The 13,068-nt window shown below is 61.6% G+C and carries 16 protein-coding genes; 4 read left to right on the forward strand and 12 right to left on the reverse strand.

Annotated features, from left to right (window positions below):
- Positions 1-18 precede the first annotated feature (18 nt).
- Positions 19-1,044, forward strand: coding sequence for a transglycosylase SLT domain-containing protein (locus JG739_RS25625; protein WP_202363956.1), 1,026 nt, complete (start codon positions 19-21; stop codon positions 1,042-1,044).
- A gap of 211 nt (positions 1,045-1,255) precedes the next feature.
- Here JG739_RS25625 and JG739_RS25630 read toward each other — a convergent pair whose 3' ends face one another.
- Positions 1,256-1,864: a YqgE/AlgH family protein gene (locus JG739_RS25630; protein WP_023799312.1), complete on the reverse strand. Its 609-nt coding sequence runs from the start codon at positions 1,862-1,864 to the stop codon at positions 1,256-1,258.
- Positions 1,865-2,033: 169 nt separating this feature from the next.
- Between JG739_RS25630 and JG739_RS25635 the strand changes: the two genes are divergently transcribed.
- The 3 genes from JG739_RS25635 (at position 2,034) to JG739_RS25645 (ending at position 4,110) form a co-directional block, all read left to right on the forward strand.
- Positions 2,034-2,840 (forward strand): protein-disulfide reductase DsbD domain-containing protein, encoded by an 807-nt coding sequence (locus JG739_RS25635; protein WP_202363957.1) that lies wholly within the window; start codon positions 2,034-2,036, stop codon positions 2,838-2,840.
- A 120-nt stretch (positions 2,841-2,960) separates the two neighbouring features.
- Entirely contained in the window at positions 2,961-3,461 is a 501-nt protein-coding gene (locus JG739_RS25640; protein ID WP_202363958.1) for a peroxiredoxin, read from the forward strand.
- Between the two features lie 169 nt (positions 3,462-3,630).
- On the forward strand, positions 3,631-4,110 hold the full coding sequence (locus tag JG739_RS25645; RefSeq protein WP_202367636.1) for a DUF2938 domain-containing protein: 480 nt from the start codon (positions 3,631-3,633) through the stop codon (positions 4,108-4,110).
- Between the two features lie 4 nt (positions 4,111-4,114).
- On the opposite strand, the gene JG739_RS25650 is transcribed toward JG739_RS25645, so the two are convergent.
- From JG739_RS25650 to ctaD, 11 genes are all read right to left on the reverse strand, one after another.
- Positions 4,115-4,708, reverse strand: coding sequence for a histidine phosphatase family protein (locus JG739_RS25650; protein WP_202363959.1), 594 nt, complete (start codon positions 4,706-4,708; stop codon positions 4,115-4,117).
- Positions 4,709-4,748: 40 nt separating this feature from the next.
- Positions 4,749-5,276 carry a ribonuclease HI gene (gene rnhA / locus JG739_RS25655; protein WP_202363960.1) on the reverse strand — a complete coding sequence of 176 codons (528 nt, stop codon included), beginning with the start codon at positions 5,274-5,276 and terminating at the stop codon, positions 4,749-4,751.
- Positions 5,273-6,235, reverse strand: coding sequence for a homoserine kinase (locus JG739_RS25660; protein WP_202363961.1), 963 nt, complete (start codon positions 6,233-6,235; stop codon positions 5,273-5,275). Before JG739_RS25660 ends, rnhA begins: the two co-directional genes overlap by 4 nt.
- Positions 6,236-6,240: 5 nt before the next feature.
- A complete protein-coding gene (ispH, locus tag JG739_RS25665) occupies positions 6,241-7,251 on the reverse strand; it encodes a 4-hydroxy-3-methylbut-2-enyl diphosphate reductase (RefSeq protein ID WP_202363962.1) in 1,011 nt (336 codons plus the stop codon).
- Positions 7,252-7,404: 153 nt separating this feature from the next.
- Positions 7,405-8,202, reverse strand: a complete 798-nt coding sequence (locus tag JG739_RS25670) for an SURF1 family protein (RefSeq protein WP_202363963.1) — start codon at positions 8,200-8,202, stop codon at positions 7,405-7,407.
- Entirely contained in the window at positions 8,199-8,585 is a 387-nt protein-coding gene (locus tag JG739_RS25675; protein ID WP_202363964.1) for a DUF983 domain-containing protein, read from the reverse strand. Before JG739_RS25675 ends, JG739_RS25670 begins: the two co-directional genes overlap by 4 nt.
- An 81-nt stretch (positions 8,586-8,666) precedes the next feature.
- Entirely contained in the window at positions 8,667-9,548 is an 882-nt protein-coding gene (locus JG739_RS25680) for a cytochrome c oxidase subunit 3 (protein WP_202363965.1), read from the reverse strand.
- Position 9,549: 1 nt separating this feature from the next.
- Positions 9,550-10,191: a cytochrome c oxidase assembly protein gene (locus JG739_RS25685; RefSeq protein ID WP_202363966.1), complete on the reverse strand. Its 642-nt coding sequence runs from the start codon at positions 10,189-10,191 to the stop codon at positions 9,550-9,552.
- 7 nt (positions 10,192-10,198) lie between these two features.
- On the reverse strand, positions 10,199-10,360 hold the full coding sequence (locus JG739_RS25690) for a hypothetical protein (protein ID WP_202367727.1): 162 nt from the start codon (positions 10,358-10,360) through the stop codon (positions 10,199-10,201).
- Between the two features lie 2 nt (positions 10,361-10,362).
- Positions 10,363-11,307, reverse strand: a complete 945-nt coding sequence (locus tag JG739_RS25695; RefSeq protein ID WP_202363967.1) for a heme o synthase — start codon at positions 11,305-11,307, stop codon at positions 10,363-10,365.
- Between the two features lie 77 nt (positions 11,308-11,384).
- Complete coding sequence (ctaD, locus tag JG739_RS25700; RefSeq protein WP_202363968.1) at positions 11,385-13,034, reverse strand: cytochrome c oxidase subunit I; 1,650 nt, start codon at positions 13,032-13,034, stop codon at positions 11,385-11,387.
- Positions 13,035-13,068 lie beyond the last annotated feature (34 nt).

A 13,068-nucleotide genomic window follows, 5' to 3' on the forward strand; every position in this document is an offset into this window, starting at 1 on the left:
CTTTCGGGCGGCCGGCCTTTGTCGAAAAGGATCGCGGGGCTTGGCCTGGCGGCGACAGTGGCAGTCTTGCCATGGCCGGTCTATTCGGGAGTCCTGGTCAACGGCGTGACCGAAGCCGCGGTTGCCACTGCTGTTCCGTTCTCGGCTCTGAGTTTCCCCTCGGCCGCGCCCGAGTTCGACTTCATCGATCCAGACACCAGATCGACCTCTGGACGCGAGGGAGAACCCACGCTGGCTCAGGCACTGAAGGGCACCGTCTCCATCCTATCCGAAGGCGCGGAACAGATCGTCATCGGCATGTCGATGCACGAGTTCGGCGAGTACAAGGTGTCGCAGCACATCGCCAGCGAAATCCTTCGTGCAGCCAAGGACACCCAATTTCCTGCCGATACGCTTTTTGCGATCGCCGAGAAGGAATCCTCCTTCGACATCAACAATCGCCCGTCTAAAGGGTCGGCGCTTGGTCTTATGCAATTCCTCGACCAGACATGGCTCGAGGCGGTGAAGAAGTACGGTGCAGAATTCGGCCTGGGCGACGAAGCGGAACTGATCCGGACCCGCCCTGAGGGCAAACGCGAATACCATTTCGTCGAGGACAAGGCCGAAGAACAGCGCATCCTTGAATTCAGGCGCGATCCCTATCTGTCGGCGGCACTTGCGGCCAAGAACCTTCTCGCGGCCAAGCAACGCATCGAAGCTCGTCTTGAGAAGGCCATGGATGAAAAGGATCTCTACCTCCCCCATTTTCTTGGCACCAACGGGGCAGCAGCGCTCCTGTCGAATGCCGATGAGAAGCCCAATGCCACGGCCAGCAAAATCTTCCCCAAGGCGGCACGCTTCAACATTGCGATCTTCAAGGCCGAGGGAAAACAGCTCACCGTCGGCCAGTTTCACCAGCGCCTGCGCTCCTTCCTGGAAGCCCGCATCGGCAAATACAGCGATGTCGAAACCCGCGTGAAAGAGGCTGACCTGTCCTGGACAGCCGGTTTCGAGAATCTCGTCTACGATCTGGGCAAACGGCTGGCGACGGCAATGCGGCGGTAATCAGCCAGGTATCGGGTTTTCACCTCTAAGCGCGTCGCGATTGATCGGCCTCACGTGACACGCTTCAGGTCGTTGTTTTATGCATGTCGCTATCGCAAATCCGCTGCGCACCCTCGGGGTCAGGCCCGAGGGCATGCTTTTTGCGCGACAAGCATTTAGCAGACAGCAGGATTCCACCCAGGCGGGCGTCGCGGTCGGATAGGGTTCACCTCTAGGCGTGACCGGCGGCCAGGCTGAGATGCGCGAGGTCGATACCGATCGAAGCGAGTATCCGGTCGTATTTGCGCTCGATGTCGGTATCGAACAGAAGCTCCGCATTGGCCGGGCAGGTCAGCCAACCGTTCTCGGCGATTTCGCTTTCCAGCTGACCGGCGCCCCAGCCCGAATAGCCGAGCGCCATCAGCGCGTGCCGGGGCCCGCGGCCCGACGAAATGGCGCGCAATATGTCGACGGTCGCGGTCAGGCAAATGTCGTCGGAGACGGCCAGCGACGATTCCACGCGGTAGTCGCCCGAATGCAGAACGAAGCCGCGGCTGCGGTCCACCGGTCCGCCGTTGCGGACGACGAAGTCGCGGGCCTGCGCAGGCAAGCGGATCGCCTCCTGTTCGTTCATGATGCCGAGCTGCACGAGAAGATCCGGAAACAGCATCTGCTGTGTCTGGTTGATGACCAGGCCCATCGCGCCTTCGTCGCTGTGCGCGCAAATATAGATGACGGAGCGCGTGAAGCGGTCGTCCTTCATGCCGGGCATGGCAATCAGGAACTGGTCGTCGAGAAAGCCGCGTCCCGCAGCCATCTTCTTGTGGCGCAACAAGTCCATGAGGGAGAGCGTAACGCGTTTCTGGAGCGCCGAAAAGATGCGCCGCGCGCGATTTGGTCGCAGATGTGCATCTAAGGCACGCAAAGCTGTGCCCGAGGTCACGCAAATATGATAGCAGCGACGCCATGAAATCATTGCGCAGCCACGAACGGACGCTCAAATCACCGCCATGCAAAGCTTGAAAGTCCTTGCGCTCAGCGCCGCTGTTGGATGTGGGAGCGGCCTTCCCGCCGCAGCCACCTCGTCGATCTGGTACGACAGCGAGGGCGGCAAAGTACGCCTTGTGACCAGCGGCAAGCCCGACACAGCCGGGCGCATCCATGGCGTCCTCGATATTGCGCTCAAGCCTGGCTGGAAAACCTACTGGCGCGATCCGGGCGACGCGGGCGTGCCGCCGCAAATCGATATCTCGGCCAGCACCAACATTGCCAACGCGACGTTTTCGTTTCCGCCACCCCAGCGCCACGACGACGGCTCCGGCAAATGGGCCGGCTACGACCATCCGGTTTCGCTGCCGGTAACGTTCACGCTGTCGGCGCCGAACGAGCCGGCCGTCATCGATGCCGATATCTTTCTCGGAATTTGTGAGACGATCTGCATCCCGGTGCAAACAAAGCTGACCATCGATCCGAGCTCTGATCCGGACAATGTCGAAGACGCCGCTTTGGTGAAGGCGGCCCTTGCAACGCTGCCTGCTCCCGCAAATCCCGATTTCGGCGTCAATATCCTGCCGGGCGACCGCGAGACACTGATTGTCGAGGCGAGCTTTCCGGGCAATGCCAAAGCAGCGGATTTCTTCGTCGCCGGTGAGTTCGGCTACATGTTCGGCGTGCCGGCCCGCAGCGAAAAGGACGGCAAGCTGGTGTTTACCGTGCAGATCCTCGACAGGCCGACGTCGACGCCGACAGATGGCGGACTCTACTACACGCTGACAACTGCGGCCGGCGCCGTCGAAGGCCTGCTGCCGTTCCCTTGATTCCGAGCAAAGGATGTTCAGGTCGAACGTCCTTTGCTCCAGCCTCCCCGACAGTTGCGGGGAACGGCTGAATTCGCTATCGCAAGGACACTCCCTTCCATGAGTCAAACGAGGACCACGATGATGATTGCCGTTGGCGACAAGCTGCCCCAAGCGACGTTCAAGACGATGACTGCCGACGGCGCAAAAGCGATCACGACGGCCGAGATCTTCTCGGGAAGGAAGGTGGTGCTGTTCGCTGTTCCCGGCGCTTTCACGCCGACCTGCTCCAACAACCATCTGCCTGGCTATCTGGACAATTTCGACGCCATCCTGGCGCGCGGCGTCGACACCATCGCCGTCGTCGCCGTCAACGATGTCCACGTGATGGGCGCCTGGGCGCGCTTCAGCGGCGGTGAAGGCAAGATCCTCTATCTTGCCGACGGCAATGGCGATTTCGTCAAGTCGATCGGTCTCGACGCCGACCTTTCCGGCGGTGGCATGGGGCTGCGCTCGAAGCGGTTTTCGATGATCGTCGACGACGGCAAGGTCACCGCGCTCAATGTCGAGACAAAGCCCGGCGTCGATGAATCCGGTGCTGCTCACATTCTCGGACAGCTTTCCGCTTTGGCGACAGCATAGGCCGAGGTTTCACGCTCCTTTGGCCTGACGATCACACTTGTTTGGGCAGTTGCGCGTCCAATTGGGCGTGCAAAGAACGATCCAAACTTCTGAGCCGCACGATCCCAACAAACCGGTTTCGGGCGTGCGCTAGCTGTTCGGGAATTACCTGCTTTGGGGGACCTCAATGATGTTCGACCACTTCTGGCGCGCTGTGGCAATCGGCATTGGCGCCACGGCGCTCATGGACCTCTGGGCGATTTTCCTGAACACGGTGTTTGCTCAGCCGCGACCGAACTGGGGACTGGTCGGTCGCTGGGTCTGGCACCTGAGGGACGGCAAGGTCTTCCATGACGATATCGGCGAGGCAGCACCCTATGCGCATGAATCGGCGCTGGGCTGGGCCTTCCACTATTTTGTCGGCATCATCTACGGCATCATTCTGGCCGTTTTGGCGGGAGCAGCGTGGCTGGCCGCGCCGACTTTCCTGCCCGCCTTCATCCTCGGCATCGTCACCGTAGGCGCCGGATGGTTCCTGCTGGCGCCCGGCATGGGCGCCGGCTGGGCCGCGTCAAAGCGCCCCAACCCGATGCAGATCCGCGCCCTCAACCTCGTGTCGCATACTGTGTTCGCGCTCGGACTTTTCGGCACGGCGCTGCTGATCCGTTAGCCAATTAATCGTCGCGGAGCTGCGCCAGCCTGTCGATCGGCCGCCATCCGTGGACAACGCGACGCGCGCGGATATCGTACGCGAAATAGTTCCCGCCGTCCGCTGGCTGATCCGCCTCGCGGCTGATCTCCCGCCCGCCGAGAGAAAGCAGCAGAAGCGTTCCGACACCTCCGTGGCCCACGAAAGCAACGTCGGCGGCGTCATCTGTGCCGAGCACAGTGTCTACCTCGCTCAGAATACGATGCTGAGCATCGATTGCCCGCTCCCATCCGCGAATGCTGCTGTATGGATTGGCGAAGAATTGGTCCGCGACCGCTTCGAACTCCCCAGGCGGCAGGAAACCGGTTGCCGATCGGTCATTCTCATGCATCCGTTCCCTCACCTCGACCTCAAGGCGGAGATGCCTTCCGAGTATCTCGGCGGTTTCTATCGCCTTGCGTTCACCCGATGACACGATACGCCGGATCGACCGAACCCACGGCTGATCGAGCATTGCAGACGTTCTCGCTCGCCCGATGTCGGATAGCCCCCACTCTGGCACTGGAACATTGGCATCGATCCGAACCTGGGGATGCGTGATGTAGTATGCGATCGGCATGATAGGTCTTCCTGCCAGAGAGCGGACCCAGAGCGGGAATTCAATAACTCTGGGTCGAGCGCCGTGGCTTTGCGATCGCCGGCTGCTTCGACTGCGGACCTGGCTTCGGCGTCGCGGTCTTGACGGAGCCTTTCTTGAACGGCGCCATGCCGAGCCGCGCCAGCTCGTCGGCACGCTCGTTCTCCGGATGGCCGGCGTGGCCCTTGACCCAGTGCCAGATCACCTGATGACGGTTGCGCGCCTCGTCGAGCGCCTGCCACAGTTCGGCATTCTTCACCGGTTGCCTGGCAGCGGTCTTCCAGCCGTTGCGCTTCCAGCCGTCGATCCAGCTGAAAATGCCGTCCTTGACATAGTTGCTGTCGGTATAAAGATCGACGGCACAGGGTTCTTTCAGCGCATTGAGCGCCGAGATGGCGGCCAAAAGTTCCATGCGGTTGTTGGTGGTAGCAGCCTCGCCGCCCGACAGTTCTTTGGTGACGCCGTTGAAGCGCAGGACCGCCCCCCAGCCGCCAGGCCCCGGATTGCCCGAACAGGCACCATCGGTGAAGATTTCAACGCGCTTGGTCATGTCAGCCCGTATTCGGAAGGAGATTTGATCGCTCGGTGGAAACGCATGCGCCTGATATATTCGGTCGGGTCGCGTTTCACGACCAGCCCGCCGTTGGCAATGGTCAGCCAGTCGTAAAGCCGGGTCAGCATGAAGCGCAATGCCGAGCCGCGCGCCAGCATCGGCAGCGCAGCTTTCTCTTCGCCGCTCAAGGGCCGCACGCTTTGGTAGCCGGCAAGCAGCGCCGTGCCCTTGGTCAGGTTGAAGGAAAAATCCTTCTCGAAGCACCAGGCATTGAGGCAGGTAGCGACATCATAGGCGTACAGATCGTTGCAGGCGAAATAGAAGTCGATCAGCCCCGACAGTTTCTCGCCGAGGAAGAAGACATTGTCCGGGAAAAGATCGGCATGGATGATGCCTTCCGGCAGGCCGTTCGGCCAGCTCCGCTCAAAATCGGCGAAGTCGGCATCGACCTCGGCCGCCAGTCCCGGCTCGACCTCGTCGGCGCGAAGGCGAGAGGCGCTCCACAGCTTGCGCCAGCCATCGATGGCAAGGGCATTCGGACGGGTCATCGGAAAGTCGGCGCCGGCCAGATGCAGCGCCGCCAGCGCCTTGCCGACCTCGCCGCAATGCGCTGATGTCGGCCGCCGCAGTGAAACGCCTTCGAGGAAGGTGATGATGACCGCCGGCCGGCCGGCAAGTGTTCCGATGACGTCGCCGTCATGCGCGGTCACCGGAAGCGGGCAGGAAATGCCCTTCCTGGCGAGATGGCTCATGAGGCCGAGGAAGAACGGCAGGTCGGCCTTGTCGACGCGCTTTTCGTAGAGCGTCAGTATGTAGGAGCCGCTGGTCGTGTGCAGCAGGAAATTAGAGTTCTCGGTGCCTTCGGCGATGCCCTTGTAGGACAGGAGATCGCCGACTGGATAGGCCTCGAGGAAAGCGCCGAGATCGCCTTCGCTGACGTCGGTGTAAACCGCCATGAACCTTACGCGGCCCCGTTGACGAAAGCCATGTCGGCCGCCGTCAGCTTGACGTCGCGCAGCACCCGCATCACCGGAAAATCCTCGGTTTCCGTCGCCGTCACCGCCAGCTCGATGGTTACGTCGAAGCGCTGCCGGAACGCATCGATGATCTCGTCGACGATGATTTCCGGCGCCGAGGCACCTGCCGACAGACCGAGCGTCGAGATGCCGGCGATGTCGGTCCATGGAATCTCTGAGGCGCGCTGCACCAGAAGCGACATCGAGGCGCCGGCGCGTTCGGCCACTTCGACAAGACGCCGCGAATTTGAGGAGTTGGGAGCGCCGACGATCAGGAAGAGATCGGCACCCGCGGCGGTCTCCTTTACCGCTTCCTGGCGATTGGTGGTGGCGTAGCAGATCGATTCCGCTGCCGCCGCATGCAAATCGGGAAAACGGTCCTTAAGCACCCGAATGATGCCGGCGGTGTCCTCGACCGACAGCGTCGTCTGGGTGACGAACCCGAGCGCCTGCGGGTCGGCGGGCACCAAATTCGCGGCGTCGGCTTCGGTCTCGATCAAGGTGACGGCGCCGTCCGGCAACTGCCCCATCGTGCCGATCACTTCCGGGTGGCCGGCATGGCCGATCAGAAGCACATGGCGGCCGAGCCGCTGATGGCGCATTGCCTGCTTGTGAACCTTCGACACCAGCGGGCAGGTGGCGTCGAGATAGAAGAGGTTGCGCGCCTGGGCGTCCGCCGGCACCGACTTCGGCACGCCATGCGCCGAAAAGACGACCGGGCTCTGACGATGCTCAGCTGGTATCTCGGAGAGTTCCTCGATGAACACCGCACCGAGGCTTTGCAGCCCCTCGACGACGTAGCGATTGTGCACGATCTCGTGGCGAACATAGACCGGCGCGCCGTATTTCTTCAGCGCCAGCACGACGATCTGGATGGCGCGGTCGACGCCGGCGCAGAAGCCGCGCGGCTGGCAGAGCCTTATCGTCAGCGGTGGCTTTGTGGTCGTGTGAAGCATGATTCCCGGCCGGTTGGTCGTAGCGTGAACTCAAGTCTGGAACTCAAGGCGCGAAATGAGGTGCGCACCCCTGCCTGTCAAGAGCGCCGGTGCCGATCATTAGAGCGACGTGCGTCCATTTGGACGCACAAAGTACGCTCTAACACTTTCAATCTACGCATCGTGCTTTCCGAAAATCGATTCCGATTTTCGGGCCGATGCGTCTTTCGCCGCGCGGCGAAGCCTGAAGATGAGGACGCCGGCAAGGGCGGCGGCAAGGCTGAACCAGGTTACGGCATATTGCAAATGGCTGTTCGGCAGGTCGATGATTGTAACGCCCCCGACCGGCAGTCCACCCGGGTTCGGCGCAGCATTCGCGTCGATAAAGAATGGCACCAGCCCAGCGCCGGCCGGCAGGCCGGCGCTGGCCGCCATGGCGTCGCGATCCTTCCAGTAGAAGATATTTTTCCGCGGATCATTGTCGGGAAGCATCATCGAGGGCTTTGCCGGCAGCGGATTGCGGGCGAGCCCCGTCACCGTCACCTGGCCCGCACCCTGGCTTTGCGGGCGCTTGGCCGCGTCCTTGAGATCGTACGGCACGAAGCCGCGATTGATCAGAACGAAGCGGCCGTCCTCCAGATGCAAGGGCGTGAAGACATCGAAACCGGACTGGCCTTCCCAGGTCGCGAAGAAATGTCGCTCGCCTTGATGCAGGAACGTGCCTGATGCCGTCACCGGCATGTAATCCACATCGCCGCTGGCGGCAAACCGCTTTTCGACCTCGGCCAACGGCACGGGCGCTGAGTGCGTGCGCCGGTCGATTGTCTGGAGAAGATCCTCTTTCCAGTACAGGCGCTGGAGCTGCCAGGTGCCGAGCGCCAGCAGGAAGAAGAACAGCACGAGGCCGAGGCCAAGCAGCAATGCCGTCTTCGGCCGCGAACGGCCTGCAATCGAAGCGGATGTCGTGCTCATTCGCCGAGGTCCAGCCTGCCCTCTGCCGCCTTGTTGCGGTACTGCAGCGTCAGGAGCACGCCCTTGATCAGCCTGAGCGCGCCCAGGCAAAGCACCAGCGTCAGCGGTATCCACAGCAGGAAATGCAGCCAGAGCGGCGGATTCAGCGTCACATCCATCCACAGCGCCAGCCCGACGACGATGAAGCCGATGATCAGGATGACGAACACCGCCGGACCGTCGCCGGCATCGGCGTAGGAATAGTCGAGGCCGCAATTGGCGCAGCGTTTGCCGACGGTGAGGAAGCCGGAAAACAGTCGTCCCTCGCCGCAACGCGGGCAGCGGCCGTGCAGGCCTGCCGAAATCGGATCGATTGCTGGCCAGATCGCCTTGTCGTCACGCATTGCGATACTTTAATGCCCTTCACCCCAAAAGATAAGGCGGCCACGTCGCCGCAGCCGCCTCATCGATTTCCCCGAGAAGATTCAGTGACCTTCGATGACCGCGCCGCTCGAGGCCCAGACATAGATCGACGCGAACAGGAACAGCCAGACCACGTCGACGAAGTGCCAGTACCAGGCGGCGGCCTCGAAGCCGAAATGGTGCTTGGGCGTGAAATCGCCCTTCATCGCGCGGACCAGGCAGACCAGCAGGAAGATGGTGCCGATGATGACGTGGAAGCCGTGGAAGCCGGTCGCCATGAAGAAAGTGGCGCCGTAGATCGAATCCCTGAAGCCGAACGGCGCGTGCATGTATTCATAAGCCTGCACCATGGTGAACAGGATGCCGAGACCGACGGTCAGCACCAGACCGTTGATCAGCCCCTTGCGATCGCCATGAAGCAGCGCGTGGTGCGCCCAGGTCACCGTGGTGCCCGACAGAAGCAGGATGACGGTGTTGTAGAGCGGCAGGTGGAAGGGGTCGAGGACCTCAACGCCCTTCGGCGGCCAGACACCGCCGGTGAAGGCGGCGCGGGCATATTGCTGTGCCTCGCCGGGAAACAGGCTGGCGTCGAAGAAAGCCCAGAACCAGGCGACGAAGAACATCACCTCGGAGGCGATGAACATGATCATGCCGTAGCGCAGATGCAGCGACACGACACGCGTGTGGTGGCCTTCATGCGCTTCCTTGATGGTGTCCGACCACCAGGCGTACATGGTGTAAATGACGATCAAGAGGCCGATGAAGAACAGCCACGGATTGGCGATGTTGAAGCCGAACATCGTGAATTCGCTGCCCTTGAGATACTGCATGTAACAGACGCCGCCGATCGCGGTGACCAACGCGCCGACGGAGCCGAGGAAAGGCCACGGGCTCGGGTCGACGAGATGGTAGTCATGTTGTGGTTTTGCGTGCGCGTCTGCCATATCAACCCCCGAGGCTTCGTTCGGTATGTGAAACTTTGTTGCTTGTGCCTTCGGCCGGCGCCGAAGACACGACCGGCTTCTTCTTCTCGTTCTTCTCGACCGGGAACATCGTGTAGGACAGGGTAATCGTCTTCAGGTCCTTCAATTCCGGCGCATTGACGATGTCGGGATCTACATAGAACACGACCGGCATGTCGAGCGTCTCGCCAGGCTTCAGCGTCGTATCGGTAAAGCAGAAACACTCGACCTTGTTGAAGTAGGATCCCGCAAATTCCGGCTGCACGTTGAAAGTGGCGCGGGCGGTGGTGGCGCGGACGAACTTGTTGGTGGCGCTATAATGCGCCTGCGCCGTCTCGCCTATCTTGATGGTGACCGAGCGGGCGACCGGCCCGAACTGCCAGGGCACGCCGGCTGTGTTGGCGTCGAAACGGATGGTGATATCGCGGTCGAGCACGCGGTCGGCATATTGCTGCGTTGCGCGTTTCACGGTGCCGCCGTAACCGGTCGCCTGGCAAAACATCGCGTAGAGCGGCACCGCAGCATAGGCCATGCCGATCATGCCGCCGAAAAAGGCGATGCAGACGCCGGCGACGATGCGGTTGGTGTTCTTCTTTTCGGGATGGATCACGGTTTGGCGGTTCATCTGAGCCTCACATCGTTCCGGTGAGGTTGTGACCGAATTTCACGACGGTCGCGATATAGAAGATGGCGACAAGCACGGCCAGTGCCAGGCCGATGGCCACCGAGCGGTTGCGCCGGGCCTTCTGCTGGCGCTCGGTCAGCGTGACGAGTTCAAGCTTCTTGTCGACCATGGTCATGCTCCGCCCATGGTCAGCACGCGGCCGACAACGCAGTCGGCAAGGTAGACGGCGAAAATGGCAAAGAGGTAGAGCAGCGAATAGCCGAACAATGCCTTGGCCGGCTTCATCACATGGTCGTCGTCCGCCATCCGCAGCACCTGCCACGCATACCAGACGAAGCCGGCGCCAAGCAGCACCGCAAAGACGCCATAGGCGGGCGTGGTGAAACCGAGCAGCCATGGCAGCACGCCAACCGGCGCAAGGATCAGCGCGTAGCCAAAGATCTGGCGTCGGGTCGAAGCCTGGCCGGCGACATTCGGCATCATCGGGATGCCGGCCCTGGCATAGTCCTCGGACTTGAACAGGGCGAGCGCCCAGAAATGCGGCGGCGTCCATAAAAAGATGATGAGGAACAGAACGACGCTTTCCAGGCTGACGGTTCCGGTCACCGCGGCCCAGCCGATCACCGGCGGAATGGCGCCGGCAGCACCGCCGATGACGATGTTCTGCGGCGTCCAGCGCTTCAGCCACATCGTGTAGACGACGGCGTAGAAGAAGATGGTGAAGGCCAAGAGTGTGGCCGACAGCCAGTTGACCAGCACGCCGAGCGTCATCACCGACAGCACCGACAGCACCAGGCCGAAACTCAGCGCCTCGCCTGGCCGAATGCGGCCGGCCGGCACCGGACGGCCGGCGGTCCTGGTCATCACAGCATCGATGTCGGCGTCATACCACATGTTGAGCGCGCCGGACGCTCCGGCACCAATGGCAATGGCCAGAATAGCGATCACCGCCAGAAGCGGATTGATGGTCACAGGTGCGGCGACCAGGCCGACAAAGGCGGTGAACACCACCAGCGACATGACGCGCGGCTTCAACAGGGCGAAGAAATCGCCCGCCGTCGCTTCCGACATGCGAAAGCCCGGTTCGTCAGTCAATGTGTCGTCGACAAGGGCCATGCGTACTTAAAGTCCATCATTCCGTTGGCCAAAACCGCCGGCGAACTGGCGGTTCCGTATTTCCCCCAAGCAGAAGCCTATTTGATCTTCGGCAGTTGCTCCCACTGGTGGAAGGGCGGCGGCGAAGACAGCTGCCATTCAAGCGTCGTCGCACCCTCGCCCCATGGATTGGCGCCGGCAACCCGCTTCTTCTGGAAGGCCTCGAACACGCCATAAAGGAAGATAACCACGCCGACGGCCGAAATATACGAGCCGTAGGACGACACCATGTTCCAGCCGGCAAACGCATCCGGATAGTCGATGTAGCGGCGCGGCATGCCGGAGAGGCCGAGGAAATGCTGCGGGAAGAAGACGAGGTTGACGCCGACGAAGGTGACCCAGAAGTGGGTGTTGGCGATGACAGGCGAATACATGTAGCCGGTCATCTTCGGGAACCAGTAGTACCAGCCGGCGAAGATTGCAAAGACCGCGCCCAGCGACAGCACATAATGGAAATGCGCAACCACGTAATAGGTGTCGTGCAGCGGACGGTCGAGACCGGCATTGGCAAGCTGGACGCCGGTAACGCCGCCGACGGTGAACAGGAAGATGAAGCCAATCGCCCACAGCATCGGGGTCTTGAGCGAAATCGACCCGCCCCACATGGTGGCGATCCACGAGAATATCTTCACGCCCGTCGGCACCGCGATAACCATGGTAGCAAACACGAAATAGCGCTGCGTGTCGAGCGACAGACCGGTCGTGTACATGTGGTGCGCCCAGACGATGAAGCCGACCGCGCCGATCGCGACCATGGCATAGGCCATGCCGAGATAGCCGAAGATAGGCTTCTTCGAAAAAGTCGAGACGATGTGGCTGACGATGCCGAAGCCCGGCAGGATCAGGATGTAGACTTCCGGATGGCCGAAAAACCAGAACAGGTGCTGGAACAGGATCGGGTCACCGCCGCCATCGGGCGCGAAGAAGGTGGTGCCGAAATTGCGATCGGTCAGAAGCATGGTGATGCCGCCGGCCAGGACCGGAAGCGACAACAGCAGCAGGAAAGCGGTGATCAGCACCGACCAGGCGAACAGCGGCATCTTGTGCAGCGTCATGCCAGGCGCGCGCATGTTGAAGATGGTGGTGATGAAATTAATGGCGCCGAGGATCGACGAGGCGCCGGCGATGTGCAGCGACAGGATCGCAAGATCCATTGCCGGTCCCGGCTGGCCCGAGGTCGATAGCGGCGGATAGATCGTCCAGCCGCCGCCGACGCCGTAGGCGCCAGGCGCGCTCGGCACGAAGGCCGAGATGATCAGCAGGATGAAAGCCGGTGGCAGCAACCAGAACGAGACGTTGTTCATGCGCGGGAATGCCATGTCGGGCGCGCCGATCATGATCGGCACCATCCAGTTGGCGAAGCCGCCGATCAGCGCAGGCATGACCATGAAGAAGATCATGATGAGCGCATGGGCGGTGGTGAAGGCGTTGTACATGCTCTTGCCGCCGTCGAGCGCGGCGTCGGCATTCAAGCCGTAGACCATCTGCGCCAGGCCGGTGAAAATCTGGATCCCCGGCTCTTGCAGTTCCATGCGCATGACGACCGAAAGGGCGCCGCCGACGCAGCCCGCCATGATCGCGAAGATCAGATAGAGCGTACCGATATCCTTGTGATTGGTCGAATACACCCACCGGACCCAGCCATGATATGGCTTGTGGTCGTGGTCGTGAGCTGCAGCGTCTGCCATGTTCGGCTCCGTTCCCTGATCTTTTCTGGTCGCG

Source organism: Mesorhizobium sp. L-2-11, assembly GCF_016756595.1.
Lineage (GTDB): Bacteria > Pseudomonadota > Alphaproteobacteria > Rhizobiales > Rhizobiaceae > Mesorhizobium.

Excerpts from the sequence above, each read along its gene's own strand:
- JG739_RS25690 (WP_202367727.1), bottom strand. The coding sequence starts at position 10,360 with ATGGTCGACAAGAAGCTTGAACTCGTCACGCTGACCGAGCGCCAGCAG.
- JG739_RS25650 (WP_202363959.1), bottom strand. The coding sequence starts at position 4,708 with ATGCCGATCGCATACTACATCACGCATCCCCAGGTTCGGATCGATGCC.
- JG739_RS25645 (WP_202367636.1), top strand. The coding sequence starts at position 3,631 with ATGTTCGACCACTTCTGGCGCGCTGTGGCAATCGGCATTGGCGCCACG.
- JG739_RS25670 (WP_202363963.1), bottom strand. The coding sequence starts at position 8,202 with ATGAGCACGACATCCGCTTCGATTGCAGGCCGTTCGCGGCCGAAGACG.
- ispH (WP_202363962.1), bottom strand. The coding sequence starts at position 7,251 with ATGCTTCACACGACCACAAAGCCACCGCTGACGATAAGGCTCTGCCAG.
- JG739_RS25660 (WP_202363961.1), bottom strand. The coding sequence starts at position 6,235 with ATGGCGGTTTACACCGACGTCAGCGAAGGCGATCTCGGCGCTTTCCTC.
- JG739_RS25695 (WP_202363967.1), bottom strand. The coding sequence starts at position 11,307 with ATGGCCCTTGTCGACGACACATTGACTGACGAACCGGGCTTTCGCATG.
- JG739_RS25635 (WP_202363957.1), top strand. The coding sequence starts at position 2,034 with ATGCAAAGCTTGAAAGTCCTTGCGCTCAGCGCCGCTGTTGGATGTGGG.
- ctaD (WP_202363968.1), bottom strand. The coding sequence starts at position 13,034 with ATGGCAGACGCTGCAGCTCACGACCACGACCACAAGCCATATCATGGC.
- JG739_RS25680 (WP_202363965.1), bottom strand. The coding sequence starts at position 9,548 with ATGGCAGACGCGCACGCAAAACCACAACATGACTACCATCTCGTCGAC.
- JG739_RS25630 (WP_023799312.1), bottom strand. The coding sequence starts at position 1,864 with ATGGACTTGTTGCGCCACAAGAAGATGGCTGCGGGACGCGGCTTTCTC.
- rnhA (WP_202363960.1), bottom strand. The coding sequence starts at position 5,276 with ATGACCAAGCGCGTTGAAATCTTCACCGATGGTGCCTGTTCGGGCAAT.
- JG739_RS25640 (WP_202363958.1), top strand. The coding sequence starts at position 2,961 with ATGATGATTGCCGTTGGCGACAAGCTGCCCCAAGCGACGTTCAAGACG.
- JG739_RS25685 (WP_202363966.1), bottom strand. The coding sequence starts at position 10,191 with ATGAACCGCCAAACCGTGATCCATCCCGAAAAGAAGAACACCAACCGC.
- JG739_RS25675 (WP_202363964.1), bottom strand. The coding sequence starts at position 8,585 with ATGCGTGACGACAAGGCGATCTGGCCAGCAATCGATCCGATTTCGGCA.